Origin of the sequence: Rhizobium sp. R339 (assembly GCF_002211395.1) — a bacterium.
Classification (GTDB): Bacteria; Pseudomonadota; Alphaproteobacteria; order Rhizobiales; family Rhizobiaceae; genus Rhizobium.
Genome location: NZ_LOKV01000012.1, coordinates 776,993 through 792,226 on the forward strand (window position 1 = coordinate 776,993; position 15,234 = coordinate 792,226).

A 15,234-nucleotide genomic window follows, 5' to 3' on the forward strand; every position below is an offset into this window, starting at 1 on the left:
CGCAGCAATCGGAAGAAGACGGTCAGCGGTAGCTGATCGTCCTCAGCTTGATTTCGTTACCGGCCTGGACATCCGGAGTGTAGTTCACATCAGGTGCGATGCGCGCGATCGTGACCATATGGAACAGCGGCACGATGTTGACTGCATCGACAGCGAGATATTTGAACGCTTCCTGGAAAAGGCGTTTGCGCTCGTCGCCCGTTGCTTTGGAGGCCCCGGAAATCAGGGAGTCCAGTTTCCGGTCGGCGATCGATGAAGTGTTGCCGTCGCTGGTGAAGCGATTGGGCAGCGTGAAGACGGCATCGCCTTCAGTGTTGTCGATCTGGGTCTGCAGAATGGACGGCTGGCGGTCGGCATCCCAGGGCTTCAGCAGTTTCTTCAGCCACGGACTGGTTTCCAGCATTTCCAGACGGACATTGAAGCCGGCATCTGCGAGCATCGCCTGAATGGCCTCAAGGCTCTCGGACGAATTCGGATAGAGCCCAGTGCGCCCGTAGATAACAATTTCCGTATCAACGGGCACACCGTCGGCACGCGCAGCGTCCAACAGACTGCGTGCCTTTTCCGGGTCGTAGACCCAGACCGGGATATCGGGGTTGTAGCCGAATACGGAGGGCAGAACCACCTGCATCGCCTTCTGGGCCTGCGGATGGAAGATCGTGCCGATCAGCCCGTCCCGATCGATCGCCAAATTGAGCGCCTCGCGCACGCGCTTGTCATTCAGAGGTGCGACCTCCTGATCGATGCGCAGCAGGGATGTTTCGGCATTGGGAAATGCGTGATCGTTTTCGGTCGTGCCGTCCTGCGGCGCGATTTCATAGGCGACCTGCGCCTCCCCGGTATCGACCATCGCGGCGCGAACCGCCGATTCCGCGCGCCAGAGAATCGTTGCATTCTTGATGGCCGGCCTGTCGCCCCAGTATTTGTCGAACGCCGCCAGCGTGATCGATTGGCCCGGCGTCCAAGCTGTGAGCTCGTAGGGGCCGGTACCGATCGGCGTACGGGACTTGGTATCCGCGGGCGTGTCCGGCGATCCAATATCGAGAGCCGCGAGTTTGTTGGGGAGGATGGGCTCAACGACATCCGTACGGATGACCAGCGTCTGCGCATCAACGACCTCTGGTGTGAGAACGATCCCTTTGAGTGTGGCGAGGCCGACTTCGCAGGCAAGAGCCGGGTCCTGAGCGCGCTTCAGGGCCGCGGCAACGGCAGCGGCATCAAAGGCTTTTCCATCGTGGAAGCTCACGCCCTGACGCAGCGTAAACTTCCAGGTCAACTCATCGACTTGCTCCCAAGCCGTCGCAAGACTGGCTTGAACCGAACCGTCGGCAGGGCTGAGGTTGACCAGCGTTTCGGTGATGTTGTTGCGCAGGACGCGGGCGTTGCCCGAGAGATCTGTGTCGCAAGGATCCAGTGACTTTGGTTCATCCGTCACCACAACGGTCAATGCGTCGGATGCAGCATAGCTGGGAAACGCCACGCTTGCTGCCAACGACAGCGCAAGAAGGCCAATCTTCGCAGATTTGCCGATCGATATAGTCCTCATGATGTCCTCCTCCTGCAAGGCTACGCCCGCTTTGTCTCTGTCAGCGTCTCGAAAGCAGCTGTGGCTCGCCTCGTAGGGCGCGTTTTGACAGCTTTACTTCCTCCCGCAAGCGGGTAGTGTCATATCTGACATTCCCTAAGGCAAAATGCGCAGGTGCGAGCAGAATGTCAACATCCGTAATTCAAATAAGGAATAATTAGTTCATGAATGAACTTAAGCATGGGTCGCCGGTGGTTGAAAAGACTGCGCATCTCCTAGAAGCGATTGCAGATGCGCGAACGGGCATTTCGCTCGCCTCGCTCGTCGAGCAGCTCGGCGTGCCGCGCTCCACGGTGTACAGAATCCTGAATTCCTTGAGTGCTCATGGGCTGGTGGCGCGCGTCAATGGTGGTTCCATTTACGAACTCGGGCCGAAATTCATCGAGCTTGCGCGCCGTATTTCTCCCGGGGCAGACAAGGCTTTGCTGGTTGAGGCGGCGAGGCCGCTTTTGACGGCTGCGGCCGAGAAGATATCGGAATCCTTCAAGCTTGCTGCGCCTGAAGGCGATGAAATGATGACGATTTTTGCTGCGCCAAGTCCGGGAGATTATTCGCTTTTCATCAAGGTTGGCGGGCGATCGCGCAAGCATGTCGGCGCCGGAGGAAAGCTGGCGCTTGCGTTTTCAGATTATAGCGAAGTCGAGGCTTATTGCGCGCCCGGACTGGAAGCGCGGACACCCTACACCATCACAGACCCGGAGGCTCTGAAGGAGGCGCTGACGGAAATTCGTCGAAACGGATATGCCGAGGACAATCAGGAATCCAATCTTGGTGTGCGGGCGGTTGCCACGCCCGTTTTCGACGGCAGCGGCCAGCTTGTTGCGACAATCAGCGTTCCCTTCATCGGCGAGGCTATGCCAGATAGGGCGCGCTCCATCCGTCGGGAGGCGCTCGATTGCGCCGCTCTGCTAACAAAAGCCATCGACGGACGACATCCACTATCCAAATAAGAAATTACAATTTCTATATTGAACATATTCGATCCGCCTGCTAGATGCTCTTTCGATATGCGACGGAGGAGCAACATGAAAGCCTTAGATTCTTCGGTTCTGGCCAAGCTTGAACGCACCAATTCGGCGACCTTGAGCACGCTGCTTTTGAAGCGGGGATTGCGCAACACGGCCATTCGCGGCGTGCGCCCGCTTTCGGCGCTCGACAAGCCGATGATCGGCCCGGCTGTAACGGTTCGCTATATCCCGGCCCGGGAAGATATCGACGGTTCCACCTACAGTTCCGATCCGTCGAACTATCAGCGCAGGGCGATCGACACGATACCCGATGGTCATGTGCTCGTTTTTGATTGCCGGGCGCTCGCCGAAGTCGCCGGTATCGGCGCGATGCTCGCGCGGCGTCTCGTGTATCGGAATGCTGCGGGAATGGTTCTGGACGGGGGCGTGCGTGACACGGCCGACATCGCCTCCTTGGGTTTCCCGACCTATTGCCTGGGACCGGCCGCACCCGCCAACCTGGTCGCGCATCATGCGTCCGACATGAACCAGCCGATTGCCTGCGGTGGCGTGGCCGTCTATCCGGGCGACATCATCTTCGGCGATAGCGAAGCCGTCATCGTCATTCCACGAGAATATGTGGACGAAATTGCCGACGAGGCGGTTGCGATGGAGGAGCAGGAGGCATTTCTGAAAATCGAGATCGAATCAGGACGCTCAACGCTTGGCGTCTATCCGCCGAATGAGGAAACGCTTGCACGCTATGCGCAATGGCGCAAAGCCCGGAGAGCCGAGAGCTGATTATCGGAAACTTGAGGGACACGAGGAAGTGCCGGCGTAGGCGGACCTTCGATGCCTGTCTATGAACCTTTGGAAATCTGTGTTCGGATGTAGTCAAGGCGTGCCTATCTTTCGCCGTTTGAGGGGATGGGATTGCCTTAGGCCGCCTTTTTAGCCAAGCGTCTTGGCGGAATTCAACCGCTGAGGCGACCTGACATGTATGATATCCTTCTTCTTTTCTTCGCCGGTTTGTTAGCGGGCAGCATGAATGCGTTGGCCGGCGGCGGGTCGTTCGTATCGCTTCCTGCGCTAATATCGGTCGGAGTGCCGTCGGTTGCCGCAAACGCGACAAGCACATTAGCCTTGTTTCCCGGCGGATTGGCGAGTTCGTGGGTCTACCGTGACGGTGTTAAGAGTGTTTGCGGCGTCAATGTCGTGCCGATTGCCATTGTGACGGTTTTGGGTGGTGTGGCCGGAAGCGTTTTGCTGCTTCTAACCCCCTCCAGGATTTTCGATGGTATCCTGCCATGGCTTTTGCTGGTGGCGACATTGATGCTGGCTGCAGGTCCAAGGCTCAGCACAAAGCTCCGAACGCAGGTGCGTCCGAACATTCTGGCCTTCGCAACCGTTCAGTTTCTTCTCGGTCTTTATGGCGGCTATTTTGGCGGCGCAGTGGGCCTGATGATGCTTGCGGCATGGAGCGTGCTCGGGGGCGGGGAGATCAAGAGTCTCAATCCGACGAGAATGGTGATGGTAACTGCTGCAAACGCGGTTGCCGTCGTCGTCTTCATACTGGCCGGGGCAATCGTCTGGCAACAGTGCATTTCCATGACGCTCGGTGCCATTATCGGAGGGTGGATCGGGGCGCATGTCGGACGTAGACTGCCATCATCGATCGTCCGGATGCTAACCCTCGGGGTCGCCCTTTTGACGACCGTGGTGTTCTTTTCGCGAGCTTATCTTTGAACGGAGGTCCGGCACCCTCGCCAAATCTGAGGACCAACGTCGCCCAGGGCCAGAGGGAAATACCCGATCCTTAGAAGCTGCAACCCGGCGATGGAAGGCCTTTCAGCAATTAGACAGCTCTTCCCAATCCAAGCGGTGTCAGGCGAGGAAGCGTATCGGTGCCTCTGTCTTCATGGAGCAGTTCGAGGCAGTGGCGCTTCAGCCGCGAGAATTCGGGCGATGCGACGATGTCGGTCGAGCGCGGCCGCGGGAAGGGGACGATAATCTCTTCGTGAATGCGGCCGGGCTGGGCCTTCATCACGATGATCCGGTCGGCGAGCAGCAGCGCCTCGTCGATATCATGCGTCACGAACAGGATGGTCTTGCGGAACTGTTCCCATATGGCGAGCAGCAGTTCCTGCATTTTCAGCCGCGTGAGGGCGTCGAGCGCGCCGAATGGCTCATCCATAAGCAGCAGGCGCGGCTGGTTGACGAGGACACGAGCGATTTCCACCCGCTGCTGCATGCCGCCGGAAAGCTGGGCGGGATAGCGATCGGCAAAACCGTTGAGGCCGACGAGGTCGAGCATCCTCTGCGCCTCGCGCCGGCGCTGTTGCTTGCCGACGCCGCGCATCTTCGGTCCGAAGGCGACATTGTCGCGCGCGCTCTTCCAGGGAAACAGGGTGTGGTGCTGGAAGACGATGCCGCGCTCAGGATGCGGGCCGCTGACCGGCGTGCCATCGACATTCAATCTGCCGCCGGCAATATCGATATGGCCGGCAAGTGCGCCGAGAAGGGTCGATTTTCCGCAGCCGGAGGGGCCGAGCAGGCAGACGAATTCGCCGGGCGCGACGGAGAAGCTGACATCCGAGACCGCTTCAAAAGCGGCCTTTCCCTTGCCGAGACGAATGGAGACCTGCTCCGCCAGAATCCGGCCGGTCTCCGATCGCACGAGGCGCTGATGGCTGTTCATCGTGCTGCTTCCTTTTTTTGCCAGGGGATGAGCGCGTTGCCCACGGCACGCAGCAGGGTGCTGCTGCCCATGCCGAGCACGCCGATTACCGCCATGCCGACGATGATCTCGGGGTAATTCTGCAAGGTATAGGCTTCCCAGGTGTAATAGCCGATGCCGAATTGGCCGGAGATCATTTCGGCGGTCACCAGACAGAACCACGAGGTGCCCATGCCGATGGCAAGGCCGGTGACGATGCTGGGCGCCGCGCCGGGAAGGATGACCTCGAACAGCATTGCGCGGCGGGTGCTGCCGAGGCTCTTTGCGGCTGCGATCAGGCGCGGATCGACGCCTTCGACCCCGTGGACGGTATTGAGCAGGATGGGAAACAAGGCGCCGGTGAAGGTAATGAAGATCATCGACAGTTCGGACGACGGAAACATCAGCACGGCAAGCGGTATCCAGGCGACGGCCGGGATCGGCCGCAGGAGTTCGAGCGGCGCAAGCAGAAAATCTCCGACCTTTCGCGACCGACCGATGATCAGGCCGCAGGCAATGCCGACAACGGCGGCGATCGTATATCCGGCAAACACCCTTTCGAGGCTGCTGGAAACATGCGCGATGAGTTTCGGCGACTGGAGGAACCCCAGGGCGGAGGCGAACACATCCACCGGCGAAGGCACGTTTCGGAAGGTGACCAGGCCGAGATCGAGACGCAGAGTGGATGCCATCTGCCACAGGAGGAGGCAGATGGCGATCGATCCCGCGCGGCGCAGCCAAGATCCGTAGTCGGGATGCATCCACGTCGTCATTATCGGCCTCAGTTGCTGGCCAAGGCGGAAGATTTGGCGCTGGCGAAATCGAGCACGGCGCCGCCATGCGCCTTGGCCCAGCTCTCGGCGCTCTCCTTGAGCAGGAAGGCGCCCATCTCGCCCTTTTCGTCGCGAACGAACCAAGCCTGATTGCCGAGCAGCTTAATGCCGCTCTCCCGATCCTGCGCATAGAAGACGCGGATGGCCATGCCTTCGCCTTCGAGCGCCTTCAAAGCCTTGAAGGCATTTTCCGCCGAGGCGTAGTGGCGGACGAGCGGCTCGTCCTTGACCCAGATCTCGGCAACGCGCTTCGGATCCTTGATCTGCTCGCCGGTCGACGCATCCTTTGCGTCGAGCGGAAGCTGATCATAGTTCTTCAGGCTTGCCTCGTAGTCGAGACCGGAGGCCTTGAAGGCGGCTTTGATGAAGCGGTCGTCGATGAATGTTTCGACGTCGAGCCCGCTATCGGCCTTCTTTAGATACTGCAGCGTCTCGATCGCGGTGCCGACGGCCTGCCGGTATTCCGGCTTCCAGGTGAGGTCGCGGGTCTGGAGACCAAGCGGGCCGTGGAAGAGATAATCCACCTCGGCCTCGACGCCGGTGACTTTGGCGATCAGTTCGCTGTATTTCTCCGGCTCCTTGGCGATGAGTTGGTCGGCTTCAATCGCGGCGCGCAGATAGGCTGTGACGACTTCGGGATATTTTTCGGCGTAGTCCGCATCGACCAGCGCACCGTGGAAGGTGGGGCCGTTCGCCTGTGAGCCGTCATAGATCTTTCGCGCGAAGCCCCGCCATGGGTAAAGCTCGGCAAAAGGCACAAAATCGGCATGGGCCTCGATCTGGTTGGCCTTCAGCGCGCCGCCGGCGACTTCTGGCGCCTGGGCGATGATGTTGACATCCTTTTCCGGGTCCCAGCCCTCAGCCTTGATGGCGCGCAGCAAGAGGCCATGCGAGGTCGAGGCGAAGGGAACCGAAATCGTCTTGCCTTTCAGTTCGGAGATGGACTGGATCGGAGATTCCGTCGGAACGACGATGCCGTTGCCGCTACCCTTGACGCTGCCGGAGAGGACCGAGATGAACAGGCTCTTTCGCCCCGCCTTCAGATGGGCGAGGCCGTTGAAGGATCCGGGGAAATCCGCCATCACCCCGAAATCGAGCTTGCCGGCGATCTGTTCGTTGGTGATCGGCGCGCCGCTGGTAAAGTTCTTCCATTGGATGTCGTAGGTGGCATCCTTGTATTTGCCGTCATGCGGCAGGTATTTTTCCAGGAGGTTTAGTTCCCTGATCAAAAGGCCGCCGGTGGCGGTGTTGATGGTGGTGTCTTGAGTTCCGATGGCGACGCGAATGGTTTCCGCCTGCGCCGTGCCGACGAAACTGACCGCAGCTAAAGCTGCTGCTGCCAACGTTAAGCGATGATACATGTGCCACCCCTGTCTTGCCCGTCACGTTGCGGCGGGAAATGGTTGAAATCCAGTCATGCCAATTTATGTGGCGCGGCCCCTGACGGCGGAAGCAATTAATTTGCATTGCCTTGGCGGCAGTGCTGCGCCAGGCTTCAAGCGGAGATGGATACGCAGTGCCGCCTATGCGCTTCTGTTAGTAATCATAGGAGCTTAGCTGCAATGTTCTGCAGCGGGTTCCAACGGCGCGCGGTGATAAACGACCTTGTTTGCGGCAGAATACGGAATTATATTTCTTTATAGTCCATAGATTTTATATGTATTTATCGCTCATTCGACACCAGAGAGGCGATCGACGATGAGCTTGGATTTTGAAATCGCAAAGCCGGAGCCGCAGCGCGGATTGCGCGACACAAGGCCCGAGCTGCCGCAGCAAGTCGTTTTGCCTGGCACGCAGTCATTGTTTCTCAGCGAGACGGTCGAGGGGTTCGATGAAGGTGCACGTTTCCTTGATCCGCTCAAGCACGACGAATGGGCGGTCCTGCGCAGCCACGGGCGGCAGCTGAGCTTCACAGCCGGCGAGACGATCTTCACCCAGGGTGACAGGCATGGAGGCATTTTCATTATCGTGCGCGGCTCCGTGCGCGTCTTCTATTCGGCACCATCAGGCCGGGAAATCACGCTGGCCTATTGGACATCGGGCAATTTCATCGGCGGACCGGAGATGACCGGCGGTGGTACGCATATCTGGTCGGGCGAAGCGCTTGACGATTGCGAGATCCTGTTCCTGCCCGGCTCCGTACTGCGCAAGCTGATCGCAGAACTGCCCAATTTTGCGCTCTGTCTTATCCAGGGCCTGGCAGCGAAAGGCAAAAGCTATTCCGCTATGGCCCAGATGCTCGGCACCCGATCGGTCATCGAGCGGCTGGCGCAGTTTCTGATGAATCTCGGGAAGCTGCATGGCGTGCGTGAGGGACACGCCGTCATCATCAACGCGAAGGTGACCCATGACCAGATCGCGGCCATGGTCGGCTCCACCCGGCAATGGGTAACGATGATGATGAAGCGTTTCCAGAAAGAAGGCTTGGTGACCGTCACGCCGCGCCATATCCGCATCGAGCGGCCGCATCTGCTGATGGCGATGGTCTCGAAGGGCGGCGCGTAAGGCGCCGCCCGGCCTTTTCTAAACCAGGCGTGTAAGCGCCCAACGCACCGTCTTGCGCACATCGGGGTCGGGATCGTTGACATGCGCGGCAAGCGATTCCCGGGCGCCGGGGTTGCCGATTTCGCCGAGTGCTGCCGCGGCCTCCTTCCGCAAGGTAGGCATGCCGCTTTCGAGCAGCGGGACGATCCGGGGCAGGGCCGCATTCGCCTTCAGCTTGCCGAGGGCGCCCAGCGATTTCTGCTGCACCTGCCAATAGTCGTCGGAAAGCGCCTTGGCGAGCGCTTCGACCGCCGAGCCGTGGCCGATGCGGCCGAGGGATTCCGCTGCCGCCGCCCGGACCTGCCAGTTCCCGTCGCCAAGAGCAGTCGAAACCGCCTCGGCGGCAGCGGGTTGCGCCGTGAACGTCAAGGCGTTGACCGCTGCGGCGCGTACGTCGGCATCCTCGTCACGCGATGCGGCAATCAAGGATGGGATTGTCGAGTCGAGCTTGAGATAGGCGACCGTTCCGAGCGCCTGCACCCGTACGGTCGCGTCCGCGTCACGCAGCGCAATCAGGGCGGGGCCGAGTGAGTCCTGTCGCCGCAACCCTTTCAATCCGCGAAATGCCGCCGCGCGCACGAAGGCGCTCGCATGATCCAGCAAGGGCAGCAGGCTGCCGCCTGCCTCCGGATGCTTCAGCTCCGCCAGACCATCTGCCGCAGCTTGCGCGACGGGAGGTTGATCGTCGACGACCAATCGCGCCAAGCCGCCGGCAGCACCGGCGCCATCGAACTCGCCAAGGGCGATCGCCACCTGAAGGCGGACCTCGCCGCTTGCGTCCCCGGCAGCGTCGATCAGGTGCGGCAAGGCCTCCGGGCTTGCGGTTTCGGCAAGCTCGATCACAGCAAGGCGGCGAATGGCGGCATCCGGATCCAGCAGGCGTTCGGCGATGGTCTCGATGTCGCCGAAGGCTTCGAAGGGTTCAAAGACACTCATGTCAGCGCAACAGATAGGGAATGTTGACGGTGACGGCGCCGGTCGGGCAGTCCGTTTCGCAGGGCATGCAATACCAGCATTCGTCGAACTTCATATAGGCCTTTCCGGTCAAATCGCTGATACGCAGCACATCGAGCGGGCAGACGTCGACACAGACCGTGCAGCCCTTGTCGGCGATGCATTTGGCGTCGTCGACGGTCACCGGGACTGTGCTGGGGGAGAGGGCGAGTGGCATGGATCTTCCTGTCAGGCTTGCTTTTGAACACGCAGACGGTCGTATGCCGTCCGTTCCTCGGTTTCGATTGGAACGACATAGGGCTCTACCTTCCGCTTCTCCGAAACCATGCGGCCGTCGATCTTCTTGAGAAGCGTGTGGCAGAACCAGTTGTCGTCGTCCTTTTCGGGATAGTCGACGCGATTGTGGTAGAGACCCCAGCGGCTCTCGGTGCGGAACAGCGAGGCATGGGCAGCCATCTCGGCGCAATCGAGGATCGAGGAGACTTCGAGCGCCCGCATCAGTTCATGAGCGTCGCGGGCGACGAGCGCAGTCTCAAGATCGTCGCGGACTTCGCTGAGCCGCTGCTGGCCGATCCGCATCTTGGCCGTCACCTTCGGCGGCTGCAGATAGTCGTTGACCAGACGGCGCGCCTTGTATTCGAGCTGGTTGGGCGGAATGCCGTCGCCGCGCCGCGTCGGCGCCAGCACGCGTTCGCATTCGCGTGCGACGAACTCGCGATCATAGTCGGGAAGCTCGATTTCAGCGGCGACGTCGGCTGCATGTTCTCCCGCGACGGCGCCGTTGGTGAAGGCGCCGAGCATATAGTTATGCGGGACATTCGCCATGTCGCCCGCCGCATAGAGGCCCTCGACGGTCGTGCGCGCGAATTCATCGACGAACACCCCTGAGGCGCTGTGGCCGGAACAGAAGCCGATTTCGGAGATGTGCATCTCGATCATCTTTTCGCGGTAGTCGGTGCCGCGCGCCTCGTGGAAGCGTCCGCGCGAGGGGCGCTCGACCTTGTGGAGGATCTGCTCGATCTCGCCGACCGTGTCGTGATGGAGATGATTGAGCTTCAGGAAGACCGGGCCTTTGCCGGACTGCAGCTCGTTGTAGAATTCCTGCATCATCTGGCCGGACCAGTAGTCGCTTTCGATGAAGCGGTTGCCTTCGCTGTTGGCGGTATAGGCGCCGAAGGGGCCGGCGACATAGGCGCAGGCGGGGCCGTTATAGTCCTTGATCAGCGGGTTGATCTGATAACATTCGAGGTTCGCGAGCGCGGCACCCGCATGATAGGCCATGGCATAACCATCGCCTGAATTGGTCGGGTTCTCATAGGTGCCGAAGAGATAACCGGAGTGCGGCAGGCCGAGCCGTCCCGCCGCTCCCATGCAGAGGATCACTGTCTTCGCACGCAGAACGAGGAACTCCGCCGAGCGTGTGTTGACGGCGATCGCCCCGGCAATCTTTCCGTCCCTTGCCGTCAGGAGCCGCGTCGCCATGTAGCGGTTGGAGATCAGAATGCGCTCGCGGCGCAGTTGCCGGTAGAGCGCCTTCTTGACGGTGTCCCCATTCGGCATCGGCAGGACATAGGTGCCGAGATGATGCACCTTCTTCAGGTCGAAATCGCCATTGGCATTCTTCTGGAAGCGGATGCCGAAGCGGTCGAGCTCCTCGATGATCTCGTAGCATCGTGACGCATATTTATAGACCGGCGCCTGATCGACGATGCCGTCATTGGCGATGGTGATTTCCTTGGTGTATTGCTCCGGCGTCGCGTAGCCGGGAACGACCGCGTTGTTCAGCCCGTCCATGCCCATGGAGATTGCCCCCGAGCGCTTGACGTTGGCTTTTTCGAGCAGGATGACGTTGAGGTCGGGATTGCGCTGTTTTGCCTTCAATGCTGCCATCGGCCCGGCCGTACCGCCGCCGATCACCAGCACGTCGCACGCGACCTCGGACAGGCCTTCTACAAACTTATCCATGCATCATTCCTCAAGCCAATGAATCGGCGATTTCGCGCAAATATTGCCAAGGGTAGATCCCACGATCGTGCCCATCCGAGAAAACCAGCCTGATGGCATAGGAGCCGATCGGCTCGATGCCCATCACCGTGACGTCGGCGAAGCTCGTCTCGCGCCCGTCGAGGGACGCGCGCACCGCCTGGGCAGCACGGCTGCGCCGGCGGAGTTCAGAGGCGGGAAGAAGAGAGACGTCGCCGCCTTCCCAGGTGATGGCGAGCGTACGGCGTTCCGGTTTCAGATTCAGTTGCAATGGTGTCATGGCATTCCCTGTCAGTTGAACGCCACTCTAAAGGAGCGGATGCCAGAGACACGCAATAAATTGCCATGGAGCAGACGCGGACACTCGGTGACATGCTGGCGCCGCGTGCGGCAGATATCGACTTGCCGCTCTCGCAGCGCAATAAACCTGCTCAACCGGTTGACCTCCTGCTGCTGCTCGATACGAACGTCGTGTCATTGCGTAAGGTCGCTGGCGGCAAGGTTGATCCCATTGTTGTCGTGCGGAATGAGACTGTCGATCCGGGGAAACCTTCCTTAGACTTACCTCATCGACGACTTTCTGGCCGACGCGAAAAATCAGAACCTCGTAAAGGCAGTCCATCTTGACGTTGGATACGATCCCAAGGATCCGGCCGGTGAGACGCGGTGGCTGCAGGGCGTGGCCGACAAGCACGGTTTTCCTCACGGCATTGTCGGATATGCCGACTTTCGTAAGCCGGACGTCGGCGATCTCCTTGACGAGCACATGTCGTGCGCGAACTTCCGCGGCATTCGGCAGTCGATGAACTACCACCAGGATCCTGCCAAGACTTACCTGACTGAATCTGGCGTTAGCCGGACACCGGAGTGGCGCAGCGGTTTCAAGCAGCTTGCCCGACGGGGTCTCAGCTTCGACCTTCAGCTCTACTACTGGCAGATGGAAGAATTTCTCGATCTTGCCCGCGATTTTCCCGACGTGCAGATCATCTTGAACCACACGGGCATGCAGGTAGACGGACCAAGCCATTTCGAGGGGTGGCGAAGTGGGATGCGCGTGCTTGCGCAGGCGCCCAATGTCGCCTGCAAAATCTCAGGTCTCGGAATGGGCGATTGGACCTGGACGGTCGAAAGCATCAGACCCTATGTCGAGGAGGCGATCGCAGCGTTCGGCATCGAGAGGTGCATGTTTGCCTCGAACTTCCCGGTCGACAAGCTGTTCGGCAGCTACGACAAGATCATGGACCGCTTCAAGTCCATCACCGCCAGCTATTCTCCAAACGAGCGTCTCGCACTGTTTTACGACAACGCCGCGCGCTTCTATCGGTTATAGCGGTGTCCCGGGGCCGGCGTACATGTCGGCCACTCACCACCTGATCCGGTTGCATCGGCGATGCGGGCCAGGACGTTCGCACGCCACTGACACTGAATAGCGGGATCACCGGTTCTGGCACGGCGAGAGATTTCCGGGCAAGGGTCCGGTTTGTGGCTATGGGGGTTCACGTTCAGGCCAAGAAGATCGCACAATGGATCTAAGGGAACCGGCCCGGCAGGTGAGCAAGGACGATAACGTTTGGTAGGCGTATAGCTTTCACGCAGGTCGTTTGTGGTTCTAATCCGTTCAAGGCGTGTGACCTATCCGCGATCTGACCGCAAGACGGTTCTAAAACCCAAATTGCAGGCGGTCGATTCGGGGGTGTTAGACAGACGGGCGGCAACGCGATAACGCTTGCAGTAACTTCTGTGGCACAGATACGAGCCACCGCGCGCAACTCGGCGGTCGCCCGTTGCAGGGCCCAGAGGGTCGAGCGACGGCGATTGCGTGTAATAGTCCCTGTCGTACCAGTCCGCGCACCATTCCCACACATTGCCGATCATGTCATACAGGCCGAAATCGCTCGGCGGATAACTTGCCACCGGTGCCGTCGCCAGCCAGCCGTCGGCACCGGTATTGCGTCCGGGAAATTCCCCCTGCCAGACATTCGCCATATGGACGCCGTCCGGTTCGAGATCGTCGCCCCAGGGAAATCTGAGGCCTTTGTGTCCGGCCCGGGCGGCATATTCCCACTCTGCTTCGCTCGGCAGGGTTCGTCCTGCCCATCTGCAATAGGCCTGTGCGTCGTCGTAGCTGACATGGACGACGGGATGCTTGCCTGAATCTTCGATGCTCGAGTGGCGGCCGAAGGGATGCCGCCAATCTGCGCCCCTCACCGTCAGCCACCAGCGCGTGTCATGATGGCCGACGAGGTCTCCACTCTCTGCCGCCACAAAGGCGGCAAACACCGCGGAGTCGCCTATCCTCTCCGCGTCTGTCACATAGCCCGTTGCCGCGATGAACCCTTCGAACTGGTCGTTGGTGACGCATGTGCGGTCGATCTGGAAAGGACTTATGGAGACAGTGTGGACCGGCCTTTCTCCATCGCTCTCACGTCCTTCGCCGAATGCGTCTCCCATCTCGAATGTTCCTCCAGACAGGAGGACATCGTCGTGCAGGTTTTGGGCCTGAATGTCGATCGGCGCGGATACCGGGCTGCCGTTTCCAGACGAGCCCGAAGGTATCCTCTGGCCGCAACAACAGGCCTCGCGGTCTGATTTCAGCTCCTCACTCATCGCCATCCTGTTCGGCCTCGATCCGGCACGCCAATCATCTCACGTCAAATCATGGTGCGGCCGTCGGCATCGAAACGGTAAACCCGTCCCTTAGGGCCAACTGCGATATTATGCCCCGAAGCGATAGCGCTTCGTCCGCCAAGGCGAACAGTCAGGCTTTCCTCGTCGTCGAGATCGACATAGACGAAGGTGTCCGCGCCAAGGTGCTCGACATGCGTGACCTGCCCACGCCACGGGCCGTCGGCCTGCGGTTCGAGATGTTCCGGCCGAATGCCGATGCGCGCTCCGCCGAAATGCTCCGCATTGGAACGCGTCAGGAAATTCATCTTTGGTGACCCGATGAAGCCGGCGACAAATTCGCTTTTCGGATGGTCGTAAAGCTCCATGGGCGTGCCGACCTGCTCGATGATGCCTCCGTTCAGAACGACGATCTTGTCGGCCATCGTCATCGCCTCGACTTGGTCGTGCGTCACGTAGATCATCGTCGTGTCCGGCAATTGGCTTTTCAGCGTGGTCAGCTCAAGCCGCATCTGGACGCGCAAGGCCGCGTCGAGGTTGCTCAGCGGCTCGTCGAAGAGGAAGATGTTCGGATCGCGGATGATGGCGCGGCCGATCGCGACACGCTGCCGCTGTCCGCCGGACAAGGCCTTCGGAAGCCGATCGAGATAGTCGCTCAGATGCAGCTTCCGGGCGACGTTTTCAACCTTGCGGCGCTGCTCTTCTTTGGAAACGCCAGCAATTCGCAAGGGATAGGCGATGTTCTTGAACACGCTCATATGGGGATAAAGAGCATAGCTCTGGAAAACCATCGCGATCCGGCGCTTGGCGGGCGCGAGGTCGTTCACGACCTTGCCATCAATGGAAATCGTCCCGTGAGACACACCCTCCAAGCCGGATATGCAGCGCAGCAATGTGGATTTGCCGCAGCCGGACGGACCGACGAAGACGACGAATTCGCCTGTCTCGATCGTAAGGTTGATATCGGTGAGCACGGGAAATGCGCCGTAGTTTTTGTAAAGATTTGCGATCTCGATGGTCGACATGGGTCCGCCTCGTGTTCGATTG

General features: G+C 60.0%; 15 protein-coding genes and 1 pseudogene. 6 read left to right on the top strand and 10 right to left on the bottom strand.

The window, feature by feature from the left end:
• Positions 1-22: 22 nt before the first annotated feature.
• Positions 23-1,546 carry an ABC transporter substrate-binding protein gene (locus tag ATY76_RS17785; protein WP_088676023.1) on the bottom strand — a complete coding sequence of 508 codons (1,524 nt, stop codon included), beginning with the start codon at positions 1,544-1,546 and terminating at the stop codon, positions 23-25.
• 203 nt (positions 1,547-1,749) lie between these two features.
• Between ATY76_RS17785 and ATY76_RS17790 the strand changes: the two genes are divergently transcribed.
• From ATY76_RS17790 to ATY76_RS17800, 3 genes are all read left to right on the top strand, one after another.
• The gene (locus ATY76_RS17790) at positions 1,750-2,535 is read left to right on the top strand and encodes an IclR family transcriptional regulator (RefSeq protein WP_088676024.1); all 786 of its coding nucleotides are present in this window, start codon (positions 1,750-1,752) and stop codon (positions 2,533-2,535) included.
• A 75-nt stretch (positions 2,536-2,610) separates the two neighbouring features.
• A complete protein-coding gene (locus tag ATY76_RS17795; protein ID WP_088676025.1) occupies positions 2,611-3,333 on the top strand; it encodes a ribonuclease activity regulator RraA in 723 nt (240 codons plus the stop codon).
• 195 nt (positions 3,334-3,528) lie between these two features.
• On the top strand, positions 3,529-4,278 hold the full coding sequence (locus ATY76_RS17800; RefSeq protein WP_088676026.1) for a sulfite exporter TauE/SafE family protein: 750 nt from the start codon (positions 3,529-3,531) through the stop codon (positions 4,276-4,278).
• A gap of 109 nt (positions 4,279-4,387) precedes the next feature.
• Here the strand turns inward: ATY76_RS17800 and ATY76_RS17805 are convergent, their stop codons facing one another.
• Genes ATY76_RS17805 through ATY76_RS17815 form a run of 3 tightly spaced genes read right to left on the bottom strand, consistent with a single transcriptional unit; the run spans position 4,388 to position 7,442 of the window.
• On the bottom strand, positions 4,388-5,230 hold the full coding sequence (locus ATY76_RS17805; protein ID WP_088676027.1) for an ABC transporter ATP-binding protein: 843 nt from the start codon (positions 5,228-5,230) through the stop codon (positions 4,388-4,390).
• Positions 5,227-6,021 carry an ABC transporter permease gene (locus ATY76_RS17810; RefSeq protein WP_210199520.1) on the bottom strand — a complete coding sequence of 265 codons (795 nt, stop codon included), beginning with the start codon at positions 6,019-6,021 and terminating at the stop codon, positions 5,227-5,229. The genes ATY76_RS17805 and ATY76_RS17810 overlap by 4 nt, the downstream gene beginning before the upstream one ends.
• An 8-nt stretch (positions 6,022-6,029) precedes the next feature.
• On the bottom strand, positions 6,030-7,442 hold the full coding sequence (locus ATY76_RS17815; RefSeq protein WP_088676028.1) for an ABC transporter substrate-binding protein: 1,413 nt from the start codon (positions 7,440-7,442) through the stop codon (positions 6,030-6,032).
• A 337-nt stretch (positions 7,443-7,779) separates the two neighbouring features.
• On the opposite strand from ATY76_RS17815, the gene ATY76_RS17820 reads away from it, so the two are divergent.
• A complete protein-coding gene (locus tag ATY76_RS17820) occupies positions 7,780-8,586 on the top strand; it encodes a Crp/Fnr family transcriptional regulator (RefSeq protein ID WP_088676029.1) in 807 nt (268 codons plus the stop codon).
• An 18-nt stretch (positions 8,587-8,604) separates the two neighbouring features.
• Here ATY76_RS17820 and ATY76_RS17825 read toward each other — a convergent pair whose 3' ends face one another.
• Genes ATY76_RS17825 through ATY76_RS17840 form a run of 4 tightly spaced genes read right to left on the bottom strand, consistent with a single transcriptional unit; the run spans position 8,605 to position 11,842 of the window.
• The gene (locus ATY76_RS17825) at positions 8,605-9,561 is read right to left on the bottom strand and encodes a HEAT repeat domain-containing protein (RefSeq protein ID WP_088676030.1); all 957 of its coding nucleotides are present in this window, start codon (positions 9,559-9,561) and stop codon (positions 8,605-8,607) included.
• Between the two features lies 1 nt (position 9,562).
• Positions 9,563-9,796, bottom strand: a complete 234-nt coding sequence (locus ATY76_RS17830) for a ferredoxin family protein (protein WP_064841978.1) — start codon at positions 9,794-9,796, stop codon at positions 9,563-9,565.
• 11 nt (positions 9,797-9,807) lie between these two features.
• Positions 9,808-11,544, bottom strand: a complete 1,737-nt coding sequence (locus tag ATY76_RS17835; protein WP_088676031.1) for a fumarate reductase/succinate dehydrogenase flavoprotein subunit — start codon at positions 11,542-11,544, stop codon at positions 9,808-9,810.
• A 10-nt stretch (positions 11,545-11,554) separates the two neighbouring features.
• Positions 11,555-11,842, bottom strand: coding sequence for a DUF971 domain-containing protein (locus tag ATY76_RS17840; protein WP_088676032.1), 288 nt, complete (start codon positions 11,840-11,842; stop codon positions 11,555-11,557).
• A 92-nt stretch (positions 11,843-11,934) separates the two neighbouring features.
• Here ATY76_RS17840 and ATY76_RS34515 point away from each other — a divergent pair, with 92 nt between their 5' ends.
• Both ATY76_RS34515 and ATY76_RS17845 read left to right on the top strand, forming a co-directional pair.
• Complete coding sequence (locus ATY76_RS34515) at positions 11,935-12,189, top strand: hypothetical protein (protein ID WP_348627522.1); 255 nt, start codon at positions 11,935-11,937, stop codon at positions 12,187-12,189.
• Positions 12,071-12,892 (top strand): annotated as a pseudogene (locus ATY76_RS17845) (amidohydrolase); the annotation flags it as partial. The gene ATY76_RS34515 and the pseudogene ATY76_RS17845, both read left to right, overlap by 119 nt.
• A 302-nt stretch (positions 12,893-13,194) precedes the next feature.
• Here ATY76_RS17845 and ATY76_RS17850 read toward each other — a convergent pair.
• Together ATY76_RS17850 and ATY76_RS17855 are read right to left on the bottom strand one after the other, a co-directional pair.
• Positions 13,195-14,169: a formylglycine-generating enzyme family protein gene (locus tag ATY76_RS17850; RefSeq protein WP_088676102.1), complete on the bottom strand. Its 975-nt coding sequence runs from the start codon at positions 14,167-14,169 to the stop codon at positions 13,195-13,197.
• 44 nt (positions 14,170-14,213) lie between these two features.
• Positions 14,214-15,212, bottom strand: coding sequence for an ABC transporter ATP-binding protein (locus tag ATY76_RS17855; protein WP_088676033.1), 999 nt, complete (start codon positions 15,210-15,212; stop codon positions 14,214-14,216).
• Between the last annotated feature and the right edge of the window lie 22 nt (positions 15,213-15,234).

What these genes read in the sequence shown, in the direction of transcription:
- ATY76_RS17850 (WP_088676102.1), bottom strand. Translation starts at nt 14,169, where the DNA reads ATGAGTGAGGAGCTGAAATCAGACCGCGAGGCCTGTTGTTGCGGCCAG.
- ATY76_RS34515 (WP_348627522.1), top strand. Translation starts at nt 11,935, where the DNA reads ATGCTGGCGCCGCGTGCGGCAGATATCGACTTGCCGCTCTCGCAGCGC.
- ATY76_RS17810 (WP_210199520.1), bottom strand. Translation starts at nt 6,021, where the DNA reads ATGACGACGTGGATGCATCCCGACTACGGATCTTGGCTGCGCCGCGCG.
- ATY76_RS17820 (WP_088676029.1), top strand. Translation starts at nt 7,780, where the DNA reads ATGAGCTTGGATTTTGAAATCGCAAAGCCGGAGCCGCAGCGCGGATTG.
- ATY76_RS17790 (WP_088676024.1), top strand. Translation starts at nt 1,750, where the DNA reads ATGAATGAACTTAAGCATGGGTCGCCGGTGGTTGAAAAGACTGCGCAT.
- ATY76_RS17785 (WP_088676023.1), bottom strand. Translation starts at nt 1,546, where the DNA reads ATGAGGACTATATCGATCGGCAAATCTGCGAAGATTGGCCTTCTTGCG.
- ATY76_RS17800 (WP_088676026.1), top strand. Translation starts at nt 3,529, where the DNA reads ATGTATGATATCCTTCTTCTTTTCTTCGCCGGTTTGTTAGCGGGCAGC.
- ATY76_RS17805 (WP_088676027.1), bottom strand. Translation starts at nt 5,230, where the DNA reads ATGAACAGCCATCAGCGCCTCGTGCGATCGGAGACCGGCCGGATTCTG.
- ATY76_RS17840 (WP_088676032.1), bottom strand. Translation starts at nt 11,842, where the DNA reads ATGACACCATTGCAACTGAATCTGAAACCGGAACGCCGTACGCTCGCC.
- ATY76_RS17830 (WP_064841978.1), bottom strand. Translation starts at nt 9,796, where the DNA reads ATGCCACTCGCCCTCTCCCCCAGCACAGTCCCGGTGACCGTCGACGAC.
- ATY76_RS17815 (WP_088676028.1), bottom strand. Translation starts at nt 7,442, where the DNA reads ATGTATCATCGCTTAACGTTGGCAGCAGCAGCTTTAGCTGCGGTCAGT.
- ATY76_RS17835 (WP_088676031.1), bottom strand. Translation starts at nt 11,544, where the DNA reads ATGGATAAGTTTGTAGAAGGCCTGTCCGAGGTCGCGTGCGACGTGCTG.
- ATY76_RS17825 (WP_088676030.1), bottom strand. Translation starts at nt 9,561, where the DNA reads ATGAGTGTCTTTGAACCCTTCGAAGCCTTCGGCGACATCGAGACCATC.
- ATY76_RS17855 (WP_088676033.1), bottom strand. Translation starts at nt 15,212, where the DNA reads ATGTCGACCATCGAGATCGCAAATCTTTACAAAAACTACGGCGCATTT.
- ATY76_RS17795 (WP_088676025.1), top strand. Translation starts at nt 2,611, where the DNA reads ATGAAAGCCTTAGATTCTTCGGTTCTGGCCAAGCTTGAACGCACCAAT.